Source organism: Actinosynnema sp. NPDC053489 (assembly GCF_044544865.1).
GTDB lineage: Bacteria > Actinomycetota > Actinomycetes > Mycobacteriales > Pseudonocardiaceae > Actinosynnema.
Genome location: NZ_JBITXT010000001.1, coordinates 377,521 through 394,510 on the forward strand (window position 1 = coordinate 377,521; position 16,990 = coordinate 394,510).

The window sequence follows — 16,990 nt, forward strand, 5'->3', positions numbered from 1 at the left end:
CGCGGCGCGGTCCACCGCGGACGGCCAAACGATCGCTGCCCCTGAAGCGCGTCAGATGTGCCCTAACTTGCCGACGACCCGCCGCCCAGGGCCAGCTCCACCTGCTCGGCCAGGCTGAGCGCGGCCCGCGGTGGGGCGCCGCCGGTCGGGCTGCCGACCGCGGGCACCGGCACGCCGGACCTGGTCCACCGGTTGCCGGGCCTGGTGATCACCGCGTTCTCGGTGCCGTCGCCGGACGCCAGGATGGTGACCACGGTCGTCGCCGCGTACAGCGGGTTGCGGTAGCCGTGGGCGAGCAGGCCGTTGTGCAGGCTGGACGCGGTGGTGCCGTAGTGGTGCAGGCCGTTGCGCTCCACGAAGTCCCGGACGGCCGGGTCGGGCCGGTTCGACTCGCAGGCCAGCAGCACCAGCGGCCGTTCGGGGTGCTCGGCCATCAGCGCGCGGAACACCGGGTTGGCGTGCAGGAGCTTGGCGAGGTGCGCTCCGCCGGTCTGGACGGTGCGGCCGTTGTCGAGGTGCAGGTCGACGGTGTCGTTGCCGGCGTGGATGACGACGTAGAGCGGCGGTTCCGGTTCGTCGGCCCAGGGTGCGCGGTGGGAGGCCAGCTCGCCCCGGCGCCAGGCGTCCACGACCGGCGTCCCCGGGTCGGTCAGCTCCAGGACCGTCCGGTCGGCGGTGCCGTCGGCGACCTCCGCCCAGTCCGTCACCAGTTGCTGCTCGCGCTCGGGGATGAAGCTGAGCACGTCGGTGGCCGCGCCGCGACCGCGCTCGAACACCTCGTGCTCCACGTCGGACGCGCGCACCGCGACGGTCCGGTTGCCGCGGGTGGCCTCGATCACGCCGGGGGTGCTCGGGTCCGGGCCGGCGCCGAAGCCCATGCGCCGCAGCAGGGAGCCGGGCAGGGACAGCGATGTCGGGTCGCGCCGCTCGTCGGGGTGGGACCGCCGGGCCTCCTGCTGGGCGATCACGTGGTCCAGGTCGGCGAGCACCTCCGTGAAGCGGTCGGTGGTGCGCGGCGCGGGGTCGGGGTTTTCCCGCATGCCCCCGACGCCGTGCGGGCGCTCCTTGAACGACTGCTCGAAAGCCTCTCGCAGGGCCTGCTCGACGCGGTCGGGGTCGTTGCCCCACGCCCGCAGGTCCGCGCGGGCCTGGTTCAGGTCGAGTTCGGCGCGCGTCAGGTCCAGGCGCGCCCGTTCCAGCTGGTCGGGGGCGTTCGACGAGCCCTCGCCGCGCACGCGGGCCTCGGCGCGGTTCACCGCGCCGGTCGCGGAGTGGAACTCGTGCCGGGCCTTGAGGTAGTCGCCCCACGCGGCGGTCCTGGTGCCGGGGAAGCCCTCGCGCTGCTTGTCCGGGTTGGGGGTGGGGTGGTCGCCGGCGTCGGCGCGCAGGATCTCGTCGGTGCGGTCGTGGCCCAGGACCAGCCGCTCGGGCGAAGCGTGCTCGCCGTCCACGCGGGCCTGCGCGCGGGCGACCCGGTCGAGGGCGTTGTCGGCCTCGACGTCCAGCCTGGCCAGTGCCCCGGGGTCCTCCACCTGGGCGGTGAAGCGGGCCTCGACCGCGCGGTCGAAGGCGTGGCGGGCGTCGTCCAGTTCGCGCTCGGCGGTGGAGCGGAGGTCGGCGTCCGAATCGGTGTCGGTCTCGTCGTCGGACTCGTAGTCGGGGACGTCCTCGCGCTTGGGGCGCTCGGGGAACACCACGTCGGAGGTCAGGTCGAGGTCCTGGCCGCGGTGCAGGGCGGTGGCGATCTGGTCCAGCGAGAAACCACCCTGGAACAGCTCGGCCATCTCCGGCAGCACCACGGGTTGGAAGCCCTGCTCCAGCAGCAGCCGGGGCAGCAGCAGGTGCACGTTGAGCCTGCGGTTGCCGTCCTGGAACGCGTGGATGATGTGCGAGGCGCGCACCACCCGGGCGATGGCGCGCAGCCGCTCGTGGTCGGTTCGCGCGTCCGCGGTGTCGCGGTAGTAGGTGTCCAGCACGGTGTCGATGAGCGCCGGCGCCTCGCCCGCGGTGTAGTTGGTCATGATGACCTTGTTGCGGGTGGAGGTCGGGTCCAGGTACGCCACCGGTTTCGACTGCGGGCCCTGCCTGTTCGCGGCGTCGGCGAAGTAGCGCTTGGGGTCCACCAGCAGCGGGCGCTCGCCCACGGTGTCGGCGAGCACGTCCGGGTGCGGCTCCTCGGCGCGCAGCGGGAAACCGGTCTGCTTGAGCAGGCCGCTGGAGCCGGTCGTGCCGGACCAGTCGAACCGCTTGTTCAAGTTCGCGGTCACCAGCTCGTGCATCCGCTTGTAGCTGGCGGAGTCCAGGCGGGCGACCGACATGTCCGGCGGGTTGAGGACCTCCTCGTACGCCTGGACCATGCTCGCCTGGAAACCGGGCGAGACCTGGGTGTCGTACAGGTGGCCGGGGTCGTCGGGGAGCTTGCGCCGCGCCTCGGCGTGGTGGTTGGGGTCGAGGTAGAGCCGCCACCACTGGTCGCGCGGCAGCACTTCCTCGAGCCTGCGCGGTCGGGGGTTCGGGGTCGGGTCGGCTCCCTGCGCGAGGACTCCCGGTGACCGGGGCTCCGGTGACCGGGCCTCCTGTGACCAGGGCTCTTGGGGCTGGGGCTCTTGGGGCTGGGCCTCCTGTGACTGGGGCTCCTGTGACTGGGCCTCCTGGGGCTGGGGCTCCCGTGACCGGGCCTCCCGGGGCTGGGTGTCCGGGGGCTGGGTGTCCTGCGGTGGGGCTTCACGGGTCTGTGGCCACGGGGATCGCGGCTCCCGCGGTGAGGGCTCCGGAGGCCGGGTCTCCTGGGGTCGGGTCTCCTGGGGCCGCGCTTCCTGGGTGCTCGGTGCGGACGGGCCGCCCAGCCTGGTCCAGCGCCCGCCCTTGACCGCGCCGACGTAGTTGTCCTCCCGGGCCAGCAGGTGGGCGGCCACCGGGGTGGTCGCCGAGTACACCGGGTTGCGGCCGCCGAGCGCGAGCAGGCCGTTGTGCAGGCTCGCCGCGGCGGTGCCGTAGTGCTCCAGGCCGTGCTGCTCGACCAACCCCTGGTCGGCGGAGCGCGGTCGGTTCAGCTCGCACGCGACGAGCACCAGCGGCCGGTCCGGCTGGGCTCGGGCGATCCGGCGGAACGGTTCGGTGGCCAGCAGCAGCTTGGCGAAGGACGCGCCGTCGAGGTCCACCGAGCCGCCGTCGCGCAGCGGCACCCGCACCCCCTTGCGGTCGGCGTGGGCCATGACGAACAGCGGCGGGTGCGGCTCGTCGGCCCACGGCGCGCGTTCGACGCGCAGCGCTCCCGCCTTGATCGCCTTCTCGGGCGTCCCGTGCTTCTCCGGCATCGCCAGGACCTGGTGGTCGGCGGTGCGGTGGGAGGCCGCGGCCCACGGCGTCACCACCGAGCCCTGCTCCTTGTCGGACACGAACGACAGCACGTCGGTACCCGCGCCGTTGCCGCGCTCCAGGAAGTGCGCCGGCACGTCGCCCGCGCGCACCCGCACGGGCCGTCCCAGCGGGGTGGCGCCCTCCAGCACGTCGCGGTCGCGCGGGTCGAGCTGGTGCGAGCCGGGATCGTTCCCGAGGAGAGAGGTGCTCCTGGGGAAGGTCTGCCCCCTCGACCGGGACGCCCGCGACTCCGGGACGGGGGTGCCGGGCGGTTCCGGGTTGGCGGGGCGCGGCGGCGGATCGGGCCTCCGGCCGGGGCGCACCATCTCGGCGGTGAGGGGGTAGGTGCCGTCGGACGCGCGGCTCGGTCGCGAGGGGGTCGGCCGGCCGGTCGGGTGCGGGTCGGTGTGCTGCGCGGACCGGGGTGTCCCGGTGGTCGGGTGGCCGGGTGGCCGGTGCGTCGGCGCGGTGGTGGTGAGCGGAGGTCGGGCCGGCCCGGTGATGGGCGGACGGGTGTTGTCGGAGGGGTGGCCGGGTGGTTGGTGCGCGGGCAGGTCGATCCGGGCGGGGAGCGTGTGCTCCGGTCGGGCCGTCCCGCCGGTCGACGGGCGGGTGTCGCGGGAGGGGTGGCCGGGTGGCGTGGGACCGGTGTGGCCCGGTCGGGGCGTCCCGGTGAGCGGCGGGTGGGTGCTGTCGGAGGGGTGGCCGGGCAGGGGGGACGTCGGCCCGTTGGTCGCGGGGGAGCCCGTCGCGCGGACCGGTCGGACCAGGTCCGCGGTCAACGGGTAGGTGCCGTCGGACGAGCGGCCCGGGCGGGGGGAGACCGGGTGGCCGGCCAGCGCGGCCGGGTCCACGTGGCGGTCGCGGGCGGTGCGGTAGAGGTCCTTGGGGTCGTCCAAGCCCATCTCGCGGGCCAGGTCCAGGGTGTCGGTCGGGACGCGGCCGATGTCCTCGGCCAACCGCACCAGGTTGGCGGGGTTGTGCACGCCGAGCTGCCGGGCGGTGTCGAGCAGGGCGTTCGGGTCGAACCAGTCCTGGCCGCTCAGCCGGTTCACCTTCGCGGGCGACACGCCCAGCCGCCAGGCCGCCTCCTTGACCTCCCGGCCGTTCGTCGGGGGCCAGGCCAGCGAGGCCGGCCTGCCGAACGGTCCCTGGTGGTCCACCAGCGGCCCGGTGTGCAGGTCGACGCCGGTGGCCGCGTTGACCAGGCCGCGCACGAAGCTGACGCAGTTGTACGCCGACAGCACGTAGCTGCGCCGCCGGTTGTCCTCCAGGTAGTCCAGCGCCCGGGACAGCTCGTCGGCGTTGATCCGGTAGCCGAACGAGCCCGCGTCCTGCGTCGGCCCGTGGGGTTCGCCCCACTTGGGCGTCGACTCGAAGTCCTCGGCCAGCACCCGGCCCGGCGCGAGGAAGTAGCCGACCCTCGGCTTGCCCGCCACCGGCCAGAAGCCCAGGCCGAGCACCTCGTCGCTGCCGGGCGGCTTGAGCCCGACCCAGGCGTGGCCGACCTCGCCGCCCAGGACCAGCTTCACCGGGTCCCGGGAGCGTTCGTGCCAGAAGACGGTCAACTCGGTGTCGCGGGCGGCGCGGTCGTCGGCGTGCCGGGCGTGGTCGGTGACCGGCTTGAGGTAGTCCTCCATCGACTGGCCGGGCTCGCGCAGCCGGAACCGCACTGCACCCTTGTCGGTGGGCACCTCCACCACGCGCGGCCGGGGATCGGGGGTGGTGCCCGGTTCGGAATCCGCGTCGGACCGGGGAGCGGTGTCGGGTTCGGGGCTCGAATCCGATGTGGACGGTGGTGGCGAGGGGGCGTGGTCCGGTTCCGCCGTGCCGTCCAGGCGCACCCACCTGCCGCCGTCGGTCACGGCCAGGTACGCCTCGGGCACCCCGCGCTCATTGGGGTAGGTGTGGAACACCACGTCCCTGGTCGCCACGTACAGCGGGTTGGTGTGGCCCAGGCCGGCCAGGCCGTTGCGCAGGCTGCTCGCGGCCGAGCCGTAGTGGGCCAGCCCCAGCTCCTCGACCTCCCCCTCGCTGATCCGCACCGGGTGGTGGGTGTCGCAGGAGATGAGCACGATCGGCCGGGTGGTGTCCTCCCCGAGGGCGCGCCGGAAGTCCGGGTCGTTGTGCAGCAGCTTGGCCAGGTGCGCCCCGCTGACCTTGATCTCCGTGCCGTTGCGCAGGGTCAGCTCGAACGCGCCGTAGCTGCCGTGCACCGTGACGAACAGCGGTTCCTTGGAGTGCTGCGCCCACCCGGCCCTCGTCCCGTCCAGGGCCCGCGGTCCGAACCGCTCCTTGGTGTGGTCCAGGCGCTCGAACCCGGGCGGGAGCGTGCGCGCCCGGTCGTGGCCGGTCGGGGCGTCCAGCCAGTGCTCCATGCTCTTGACCAGGTCGGGCGCGAGCACCACGGCGTGCGGCTTGCCGTAGTCGAACAGGGCGTTGGAGACGACCTGGTCGGTCTTCACCCGGACCGGCAGGTTCTCCAGCGGCCCCTCCAGGACCTTGCCCTCCAGCACGTCGCCGGCACGCGGGTCGAGGCTGCTGAAGACGTGGGGCAGCGCCTTCCAGGACGACGGTCCGCCCAGGAGCGCCGCGCGCTGCTCCGCGCCGTCCAGCCGGGGGCGCACCGCCTCCGCCACGTCCCGGTGGTCCGAACCCCGGTCGAGCAGGGCGAAGTCGTCGCGGAAGTCCGTCAGCCGCGCGGGGTCCACGCCCAGGTCGCGGGCGACCCGGTAGAGGTCCTTCGGGTCGTGCAGGCCCAGCTCCTGCGCGAAGGACGGCAGGGACTTGGGCAGGTGGTCGATCCGCTTGGCGAGCTTGAGCAGGTTCGCCGGGTTGCGCACGCCCAGCTCGTTGGCCAGTGACAGCACCTCGTTGGGGTCGAACCGGTCCAGGGTGTCGGCCAGGTCCTTGCGGGTGGGCTGCCACACGTTGAGCGCCCACGCGGTGCGCAGGCGGTCCAGCGCCGAGCCGCCGGTCCACTTCAGCCGCCGGTCCGGCGCGTCGCGCCAGTTGAGCGTGCGGTCCAGCGAGTCCGGGCGGTCGATCACGCCGCCGTCGAGGTCCCGGCCGGTGGCGGCGCGCACGAAGCCGCGGGCGAAGCTGACGCAGTTGTAGTCGAGCAGCCGGTAGTCGGCGTCGGTCTTGCTCAGCGCGTACTCGTAGGCGCGGTCCAGCTCTTTGGCGCTGATGTGGAAGGTGCGCATGCGCACGGCCTTGCCCTCCGGCCCCAGCGGCGGCTCGGGCAGCAGGGCCCCGGGCTGCTTGGCGAACGCCGACAGCGGGCCGACGTCCCCGTCGGGCCAGAACCCGAAGCCGATCACCTCGTCGTGGTGGGGCAGCTTCACGCCGACCCAGGCGTGGCCGACGCCGCCCGCCAGGTAGCTCACCGGGTTGGCCGACCCGGGGTACCAGTTCACGAACAGCTGGACGTCGCGCTTCGGGTCGCCCGTGTACAGCGCGGTGTGCTCGCGGATGGGCTTGGTGTGGGCGAAGAACCCCTTGGGTTGGCCGGCCGAGGACCCCACGGTCACCTCGGACGGGATCGACGTGCCGTCGACCGACTCCGACGACCCGCCGACCGACTCCGGTCGCGCGTCGGGGCCCACCTCCTCCAGGGAGCCTCGGTGCTGCGCCACTTCCGAGGCGGGGACGCGCTGCATCTCCGTGGGCGGCGCGGACGTCAGCCGCGGCGGGGCGGGCCTGGTGGCCGGGGTCGTGGTCCCCGTGGCGGTCCCCGCGAGGGGCGGGCCGATGCGGCTGGACGTCATGACGTCGCGCAGTTCCAGCGCGATCGGGGTGAACGCCTTGGCGTTGTCCTCGGCGGAGCCGCTCAACAGGTCCTCGTACCGGACCTCGCGGATCGTGCCCTGGCTGTGGATCACGTGGTCGAGGGCCCACACGTCCCGGGGCAGCAGCCGGGGGTCCTCCTTCGAGCGCAGGCCCATGCCCATGATGCCGATGTCGTCGTGCGGGAGGGCGGTGGCGGACTTCCCGGGGGCCAGCAGCACGCGGCCGGGGTCGGGGAACCGGTCGCCCAGGCCGGTGTAGTGGAAGGTCTCGTGGAGGGCTTCCCTCAGCTCCGCGGACTCCGCCGGGTCGGCCTCCGGCGGCGGCACCTTCCAGTGGGTCTGGTCGACGCCGTGCGGGTGGTCGTGGGGCAGCACGGTGATCGACTCGTCGCCGACGCCCAGTTCCGGCGGGTACATCTTCTCGTGCGTGTCCACGAAGTCGGCCCACACGTAGAGCTGGTGGCCGTTGGACGGCAGGCGCAGTCCCTGGTCGTTGACCGTCTGGTCCAGCTTCGCGGTGTAGTCGGCTTTGAACCGCTCGAACTGCTGCGGCGAGACCTGCGGGTGGCGCACCAGGTGCAGGGGCACGCGGACCACGTCCACGGCCCGGTCCCCGACCAGGACGGTGGCGACGTCGTTGCGCACCAGGCCCTTGACGTACCGCAGGGTGATCTTCGGCCGGTCCGGCCACGGGTGCGGCTTCGCGACCGGCGGCTCCTCGGTGGTCGACGCCTCCTTCGGTTGCGGGAAGGCGATCTTCCCGACCAGGTCGTGCAGCACCTCGACCGGGACGGGGTCGTCCTCGCGCGTGTACCAGGGCGCGGTGCGCTCCGGGTTGTTCCGCCACCGCTCGTCGTCGGCCGGGTTGTACTTCGGCCGCGGCGACTCCGACTCGGCTCCCGACTCCGCAGCCGGGGCGTGCGGCCGGCCGGGGTGCTGCCGCGGGACCTGCCCGGGCGGCTCCGGGAGCCGGTCGCCCGAGGGCGGCGCGGGGCGGACCCGGGGGAGCGGCGTGGCGGGAGGCGGGCCGGTCAGGGTGGCCTGCGGGTCGGCCAGGTAGGCGTCGAAGGCGTCCTGCGCGGTCTCCAGCCTGGTGACCCACTCGTCGCGGGCGACGTCGACGGCCTGGCCCTTGGTCGTCGCGTCGGCGCGGGCGGTGGCGACCTCGCCCTGCAACCGGGTGTACTCGGCGTGCGCGGCGGCGTGCCGGGTGCGCGCGTCCTGCAGCGCCTGGTGGACGGTGTCGACCCGGGCCTGCGCCTGCGCCGCCTCGTTCTCGCGGTCGCGCTGCTGCTGCTCGGCGTCGTGCACGCGCTGCTGCTGGGCGGTCAGGGCCTGCTGCGCGGCGGTGCGGTCGTTCTCCGCGGCCGTGAGCCGCTGCTCGGCGGTCGCGCGCTGGTTGGTCAGGGTGGCGACGCGGGAGACGGTGGCGCGGCGCTGCGCGTCGGCACCCTGGACGCCGCGGGCCGCGTGCTGCTCGGCGATGTTGCGCGCGGCGGTGGCCGGGACGAGCTGCTGGTCGATCCGGTTCAGCTGCTGCCGCGCGCTGTCGACCCGCTGGTCTGCCCGGTCCAGGTCGGCCTGGCGGTTGGCCAGCTCGGCGCGCTCCCGCCCGGTGACCGCCGCGGCGTCCCGGGCCACCTGGTCGGCGGCGGCGTGCCGCGCCACCTCGTGGTTCCACGCCTGGTGGTCGGCGTTGACCTGCTGCTGCTCGTCGTCGGCCCGGTCCAGCGCCCGCTGCTCCTCGGCCAGCAGGTCGTCGAGCAGGTAGCGGGCCTGTTCCGCCTCGGTGGTGGCGGTGTGCCACTGCTCGGCGGCGGTGTTCAGCTCGTCGTAGCGCTGGTGGACGTCGGCGGGCACGGGCGCGCCGAGCAGGTCGCCCACCTCCTGCGCGGTCAGCCGCAGGGTGGTGGAGCCGGGCAGGTCCACGTCGACCACGCCGGTGCCGATCACCTTGCCCTTGTCGTCGGTCAGCGTGGCCACGTGGCGCAGTTGCAGGTCGAACTCCACCGGCGCGGTGCGGGTGCCGACCTTGGCCGTGCGCGCGGTCGAGGTGCCGGCCGCCAGGTCGACCGACTCGCTCTGCTCCAGGTCGACCGGCGGGTTGAGGTCACCGCCGACGCCGCCGGACGCACCGGGTGCCTTCTTGTGGCCGCCGCTGACGGACGGCGCGGTGCCGCTGAGGTCGGTGACCTCGGTGCGGGTCACCGACGTGGCGGCGGTGCGCGAGGTGGAGTTGCCGAGGTCCATCTCGACGCCGTCGGTCAGCGTCGAGGGCCGCGGACCGCTCAGCTTGGCGTAGGTGCGCAGGTCGACGTGCTCGTTGCGGTGGGCGAGCAGCGTCATCCGGTCCAGGCCCACGCCGGGGCGCTTGCCGGTGAGCATGGTGTTCAGGTGGGCGCGGATCATCTCGTTGCTGCCCGCGGCCTGCGCCGACAGCCACGTCGCCGACCCGGTGACGACGTCCTCGCCGGCGCCGGCGTCCCGCAGCGCCCGCTCCAGGCCCGCCCGCACCTCGCCCGAGCCGCGGAACGCCTCGACGTGCGAGGCGCCCTTCGGCACGACCCCGCCCTGCCGCCACTGGTCGACCCGCGCGGGTTCGGCCTCCCGCGCGGGCCGGGACGTGGAGGAACCGGGCACCCACCGGTTGGGCTGCGGCTTGACCCGCAGGTCGCCCGCGTGGGTGGCGAACTCCAGCTCGCGGGGCGCGCCGGCGTCGCCCACCCCGACCCGGGCCAGCTCCTGCGTGCCGCGCCGCACCACCAGCTCGACCCGCGCCCCGGTCTTCACCAGCGCGGTGGGGCCGACCGTGCCGGTGGTCGAGGACCACTCGGTGGTGCGGCTGTCGGCGGTGGTCAGGGACTTGGTGGCGGTGGTCGTGCCGCCCACGCCCGCGCCGACGCCCACCTGCTGCTCGTCCGGGTGCGGCATCGGCACCAGGCCGGAACCCGTGCCGCCGACGCCGATGGCCGCGGAGGTGCTCCTGGTTCCCGACGAGGTGTCCTTGACCGAGCCGGACAGCCCGCTCTCCGCCCCGGACCCGTCGTGCCGCAGGTCGACCACGCGGGCCGGCACGACGTTGGTGGCCTCGATGGTGACCTGGTAGGCGTCCTTGGTGAAGACGCCGGTGTCGTAGAGCAGGAGCGGCACGCCGCCGTCGTAGAGGCTGTCGACCAGCTTGGCGACGCCCTCCTCGTCCAGCTCGCCCATCCGGTCCAGGTTGGCCATCGCGTCCTCGAGCAGCTGCTCGGGCAGCACCCGCGACCCCAGCTCGCCCAGCGCCGTGCGCGCCCGGGGCACCAGGTCCAGCACCGAGTAGGCGTCGCGCACCGCGGCCAGGCCCAGCGCCGACGGCAGGCCGCGGGCGACGGTCGGGGGCGGGGCGGGCAGCTTCGGCGGCGGGGCGGGAACGTGCGGGGGAGCGGGCAGCAGGCCCATCGCGCGGGCCTGCGCCTCGTCGACCTGGACGAACACCCCGCCGTCCAGGTGCAGCACGGCCCCGGCCACGCCGACACCGGTGTCCGGCCCGGCCACGGCGTCCACCAGCGCGTTGCGGTTGCGCGACTCGGCGACCAGCGTGACGTCGGCGTCGTACTGCACCAGGTACTGCCGGCTGGTGTCGGAGGCGAGCAGGACGCGTTCGGAGGTCGCGGACTGGGTGGACTCCCGCGTGTTCGACCAGCCCTTGCCGAACAGCTTGCCCGCGAGTGACGGCGTGCCGGTGGCCTTCGGGTGGTCCGTGGCGCGCGCGGGCGTCGACAGGCCGCCGGTCACGTCCACGCCGCCGCCGGTGGTGCGGGAGGAGGCGGACTTGTAGGTGGCCGCGCCACCGCTGTGCACGGCGCTGCCGGGCAGCGGGCCCACCAGGCGCGGCCGGCTCAGCTCGACGGTCGTGGCGATGCCGCCGACCCGGTCGGCCAGGCGTCGGTCGTGGGTCAACCCGTCGAGCCAGTCCCCGCGCGAGGCGGCCTTGCCCAGTCGGGCCAGCAGCCCCTCGCCGGTGAAGTGGTGGTCGATGCGCTGCCGGGACCTCGAACCCTCCAGCACCAGCGCCGGGTCACCGCCCGAGGCCCGTTGCAGCACGTCCAGGGCCGCCTGGTGCACCTCCTTGGTGTGCGCGAACGCCACCGGGTAGCGCCACTTCGGCGGGTTGCGGGGCTGGTCGAGCAGCTCCTTGGCGCGCGGCGGGTGGTCCAGCCACACCGGCGGGGACGCCGGGCCGGGCCGGAAGGCGTCCAGGCTGGTGGTGCTCGCCGCGCCCTCGGGGACCAGCGCGGTGAACGTGGCGTCGATCGGCTCCAGGATGCCGGGGCCGGGGTGCTCGCCCGGGCGCGCGGTCCGCGCCACCTCCTGCGCCTGCGGCAGCCCCGGCGTGCCGAACGGGGACGCCTTGCGCGCCCAGTGCCGCACCCGCTCCAGGTGGGTGATGCGCACGTCGAAGGTGGACGGGTGGGTGAACGCCTGCGAGTCCGGCGGGCCCTCGAACTCGGACGCGCCGCTCAGCGCCGCACCGCCGGTGTTCCTGACGCCCCACCTGCGGGTGTACTTCACCGCCCCGGTCACGGTGGGCGCGACCGTGTGGTCGTTGACCGGCTTGGGCACGCCCACCCGGCCCTCGACACCGAGGGTGAACGACTGCTGGGCCGCGCTGGAGCCGACCAGGCTGGCAGAGCCGCCCGCGCCGGCGCGCACGCCCATGCCGGGCGCGTCCCCGCTGTGCGTGCCGGTCCGGAAGGGCGCGCGGACCAGCACCCGCACGTACTCCTTGGTCAGCGCGCCGCTCTTGGTCAGCACGACCGGGATGCCCGGTCCGGCCAGCGTGGTGCGGCTGTTGTCGATGCGCTCGCGGCTCAGCTCGGTGCGCAGCCTGCGGTGGTTGTCCAGCACGTCCTTCAGCTCGCGGCTGCCCATCGACTTCAGCTTCGGGTCGTCCAGCGCGGGCAGGAAGCCCTCCAGGCCGGGCTGGGTGCGCAGCGCGCCCTCGATCTGCTCGACCAACCGGTCGGCTTCGACGAACGTGCCGACCTGCGAGGTGCCCGTGGCGTGGCCCGAGGACAGGTAGGGCGGCTCGTGCCAGGTCTTCGGCGTCCGCGGCGTCGCGGTGTGCGGCGGGGCGTCCAGGCCGAGCGCCGCGGCCTCCTCGGCGTTCAGCCAGGCGTGGACGGTGGCGGGCACGACCGTGGTGGCGGACTCGCCCGCGACCCGGTAGGTGATGTCGGCCTCGATCTCGTACAGCCCGGCCTTGCCCTTGACCTCCAGCCCGAGCTTGGTGGAGGTGGAACCGCCGGAGGGCGCGCTGTCGGAGGTGCGCGCGGAGTAGCCGCCGACGCCCATGACCGAGCCGCCGACCGGGAGGGCGTTGGTGCCGTAGCCCGCGCCGCCGCCCACGTCGAAGCCGGTGGTGCTGGTGGAGATGGTCTCGGTGCCGGTGCTGCTCTTGCCGGACAGCTTCAGCTTCATCGACTCGTCGCTGCCGCCGCCGACCAGCTTCGCGCCGCGCACGGTGGCCTGCTTGGTCAGCGCGCCCAGCCGCCCGCCCGAGGCGTCGGTCAGGTCGTCGGACGGCACCGGGCCGTGCAGCATCGACTTGAAGGTGGCGCGGTGGTGCTCGGCGCCGGTGAACTCCTTGAGCACCGCCCGGCCCGGCGCGCCCACCTTGGTCACCGACGGGTGGAACCGCGCGCGCAACTCGCGCTCCGCGTTGCGGGTGGGCACGACGGCCTCGGGCACCAGGGTGCGCGCCGTGCGGGCCCAGCCGTCGGGGGGTCGCTTGGTGGTGTTGACCGGGTTCGGCGTCTCGGTCAGGGTGTCGGGGACGCGCAGGACCAGGTCGCCCTGGACGTGCTGGGGCGTGCCCACCGGGTGCTCGCCCTCGTCCACGGCGGTGATGACGAACCGCATCGGCAGGTCCCACTCCTGGCTGTCCGAGCCGCTGCGCACGGTCCGCTGGGTCTGCGTCCCGAACTCCTGGATGTGCTTGCGGGCCGGGGTGGCGAACGCGAGGCGGCCGTTGAGCTGGAACTGCGGGCCGACCAGGGCACCGATCGGGCCGGTGAAGCCCACCGCGCCGGGGCGGGTGTCGGTGTGGGAGGTGTCCGCGGAGCGGGGGTCGGCGGTGGTCAGCTCCGTGCGGACGGACGTGCCGTCCGGGTCGGCGCGCAGGACGTCGGTGGTGGAGGCGGGGTGCAGTGGCTCCAGGCGGACGGTGAACTCGTGGACCTGCTTGGCGAACGGGTTGTGGCCGGGGCGGCGGGTGGTGACCGGGTAGGACTTGCCGGGGCCGAGGAACGCCTCGGGGTTGGTCCGGGCCTCCTCCACGACCTGGCTCCAGATCGGGGCCGCGCTCGCGCCGGGGACCAGGCGGTCGGCGGCTCCGGGGATGTGCTCGGCGTTGGTGACGCCGACCGGGCGGGCGCTGCCGAGGGCCTTGCCCTGCTCGATGTAGGAGGGCAGGTGCCGGCCGGTGGCGTCGAGGTTGCCCAGCGGGGTCACCGGCAGGCGCGGGGGTGCCGGGCGGGTGGTGGGCTGCCAGTCGGTGTCGTCGGTCGCGGTGTGGTCGGTGGTGTGATCGGTGGCGGTGCTGGTGGTGGTGTTGTCGCCGGTGGTGTCGGTTGCGGAGTGGTCGGTGGTGTCGGCAGTGGTGTCGTCGGCGGTGGTGCGATCGGTGATGGTGTGGTCGGCGGGAGTGGTGCGGTTGGCGGTGGTGTGGTCGGTGATGGTGCGGTCGCCGGTGTGGTCGGCGGGAGTGGTGTGGTCGGTGGTGCCGTGGTCGGCAGGGGTGTGGTCGGCGTGCTGGTCCGCGGGTCGGGTCGGGGGCTGCTCGTTCGAGAGGTCGCTCTCGGCGCTCTCGGTCCTGGGACGCGGGGGCGGCAGGTCGTCGGACGACGTTCCGGTGGCGGGTGGGTGGTCCACCGGCGCGGGGGTGTCCTCGCCGCTCCCGGTGCGGCGCGGCGGGAACAGGGCGTCCAGGTCGTCGGTCCGGGGTGGGGGTTCCGGGCGGTCGGTGGTGTCGTCGCCAGGCGGTCGGGGGCGGGTCGCTCGCCCCGGTGCCACCTCGTCGGCCAGGCGGCGGAGCTGGTCGGCGCGCAGTTGGCCGATCCGGCCGAGCAGCTCGTCGGTGCGCACCGGGTCGTGGTCGGCGTCGAACAGGTCCGCCGACAGCCGCCAGTAGTCGGTCTCGCTGATGCCCAGCTCCTCGGCCGTGGCGTTGCGCCACGCCTCCAACCCGGCCGCCCGCTGCTCCTCGGCGAGGGTCGTGAAGTGCTCTTCGAGCGCCTGCGCGGACTCGGTGGGTGTCGTGGCCGCCGCCAGCAGGGCGTCGGTGTCGGCGACCTCCTCCTCGGTCATGCCCGCCCGGCGCTGCACGTCGTGCCGCAGCTCCGCGGCCCGCCCGAACAGGTCCTCGTCGGTGGGACCGGTCAGGCGCTCGACCCGCCGCTGCGCGGCCTCGCCGGCGCCGGTGTCGGCCGGGTCGGCGAAACGCCGCTGCCAGTGGTCCAGCTCGGGCCTGGTCGCGCCGCCGGCGGCGAGCTGCTCCAGCAGCTCGGGGGTGTCGTCGGCGGGCCGGTCGAGCAGGTCGGACATGTCGGCGACGGTGCGGGGGCCCTGCGGGCTCGTGCCCGTCCACTCCTCGTGGACGTCCAGGAGCCTGCCGACCCCGGCGGTGTCCCCGGCCAGGTGGGCGGCCTCCACCGCGGCGGCGTGCTCCAGCCAGGTCACCTCGTCGACGCCCGGCGGCGCGCCCCGGTCGTACCCGGCGTCGACGTGGGCGCGGTACTCGGCCAGCCGATCGTCCAGGCCCAGCTCGTCGATGCGCTCGCGGTAGTCGCGCAGGTGGTCCGCGGCCTGGCCGGGGTCGCCCCGGTCCAGGGACCCGGCGACCGCGTCGGACAGGGCGCGCCGCTCCGCGCTCGGCATCCCGACCGACCTGGCGTCCCGGTCCAGCCGCGCCAGGTGCTGCCGCACGTCGGACGGGGTGACGTGGGTCGGGGCGGCGGTGGGCACCGCCGGGTACGGGCTCGGTCCGCCGTCCAGCAGGCCCACCGGCAACTGCGCCAGGCCGTCGTCGGCGGAGGTGGTGGGCGTGCGGGACGGGCCGGGCGAGGGGTGGTCGGCACGGGCGCGGACCAGCTCCTCGTTCAGCCGGTCCAGCCGCTCCTGGGCGACCCGCGCCTCCTCGGGCGACAGCAGCGGGTTCCGCGGCGTCGGCGGTGCGTCGGCGAGCAGCCGGTCCACCACGTCCGGGCTGGTGTCGAACGGCGTGTCCGGCGGGGTGGCGGTGTCCGGCCGGTCGCCGACCAGGTCGCGGTAGCGGTCGAACAGCTCGGCGTCCTCCAGCGAGGACTTCGGCACCGACGGCCAGTCCGGGGAATCCGGGTCGCCGCCGGGGAAGTCCATCTTGGACGACCCGAGGTTGTGCAGCTTCACGCTCAGCGGGTGGGCGATGAAGTGGTGGCCCGCGCCGCTGAGCGCGCCGATCGCCACGCCCGAGCCGAAGGTCAGCAGGCCGTCCTTGATGTGGAACGTGTGCTCGGGCGCGAAGATGAGGTTGTAGAAGCCCTCGGTCAGCACCTGCTGCGTGCCCGACAGCACCGACGCGGCCACGATGGTGCCGATCTTGTAGCCCAGCGTCGTCTCCAGGCCGTTGCGCATGTTCTTCGTGATCAGGTCCGGCACGTCGTGGGCGAGGGCGTTCACCCCGCCCCGCCCCAGCACCTTCTTGTGCGGGGCGAGCGCGTTGGCCAGCGCTTCCCGCACCCCCGGGAGGTCCTTCCTGCCCCAGTTCTCCGCGAACGCCTTGCCGTACTCGACGCCCAGCTTCCGGGCGGCGTCCTTGCCCATCGTCGGCCCGAGGTGCTTGGCGAACAGGTTGCCGACGTCCTTGGCGAAGAACGGCACGAAGTCGTCCGCGTTCTTGCCGGTCCCCTTGCCGACGAGCCCGACCAGCCAGTTGCCGCCCGCGCCGTCGCCCTTGCCGAACCCCCGGGTCAGCTGGGTGGACCACTGCTCCAGCAGCTGCCCGAACTCCTTGCCGAGCACCTCGCCCTTGACGGGCAGCCTCTTCGGCAGGGTCTTGGTCAGCACGTTGCCGACGTCCTTGCCGACGAAGTGGCCGAAGTCCTTGCCGAACAGCTTGCCCAGGCCGCGGCTCAACCCCTGCCCGAGCGGGCTGAACAGCCCGCCCAGCACGCCGCCGATCGCGCCGAACGCGGCGGCCTGCTTGGTCAGCTCGGGGTCCTTCTCCTTGCGGTTGCCCTGGTTGATCTGGATCTGCTGGATGGTCTGGTCCATCACCAGGCTGACGGTGAGGTTGATCAGGGTGTGCACCAGCAGTTGCCGCAGCAGGAACTTCAGCAGCGCGATGATGCCCTGGCGGGTCAGCAGGTAGGCCAGGCTGAGCACCTCCAGCGACCCGCCGAAGGTGAACGGGGCCAGCGCGATGGCGACGGCGATCTCCACGGCCAGCTGGATCAGCTGGGCGATGATCATCCACTTGATGTACTCGACGTTGTTGGCCGTCTCGCGGGCGTAGTCGCCCAGCTCCTTCGCCGAGTCCGCCGCCAGCCCGAGGAAGTTGCCGTCCTCGCCGCTGCCGCTGAAGTACCTCGACACCGACTCCACGAACGCGTCGGCGGCCTCGCCCTCGAACTGCTCGCGGACGCCCTTGACGACCTCCTCGAACAGCGTGGCGAGCCGCCTGAAGTCCTCGACGCTGGTGTCGTACAGGCCGCCGATGGCGCGCAGGCGGTCCTCGTCGGCCTGTGGCCACTCCATGCCGGTGAGGCCCTTGAACAGGGCCATCAGCTGGGGGCCGGGCATCATGGCCACGGGCGTGCTCC

General features: G+C 74.2%; 1 protein-coding gene. It reads right to left on the minus strand.

The genetic code is table 11. From position 1 onward, the window contains the following. Window positions 1-62 precede the first annotated feature (62 nt). Window positions 63-16,979 (minus strand): hypothetical protein, encoded by a 16,917-nt coding sequence (locus tag ACIGNX_RS01530; protein WP_396535110.1) that lies wholly within the window; start codon window positions 16,977-16,979, stop codon window positions 63-65. Between the last annotated feature and the right edge of the window lie 11 nt (window positions 16,980-16,990).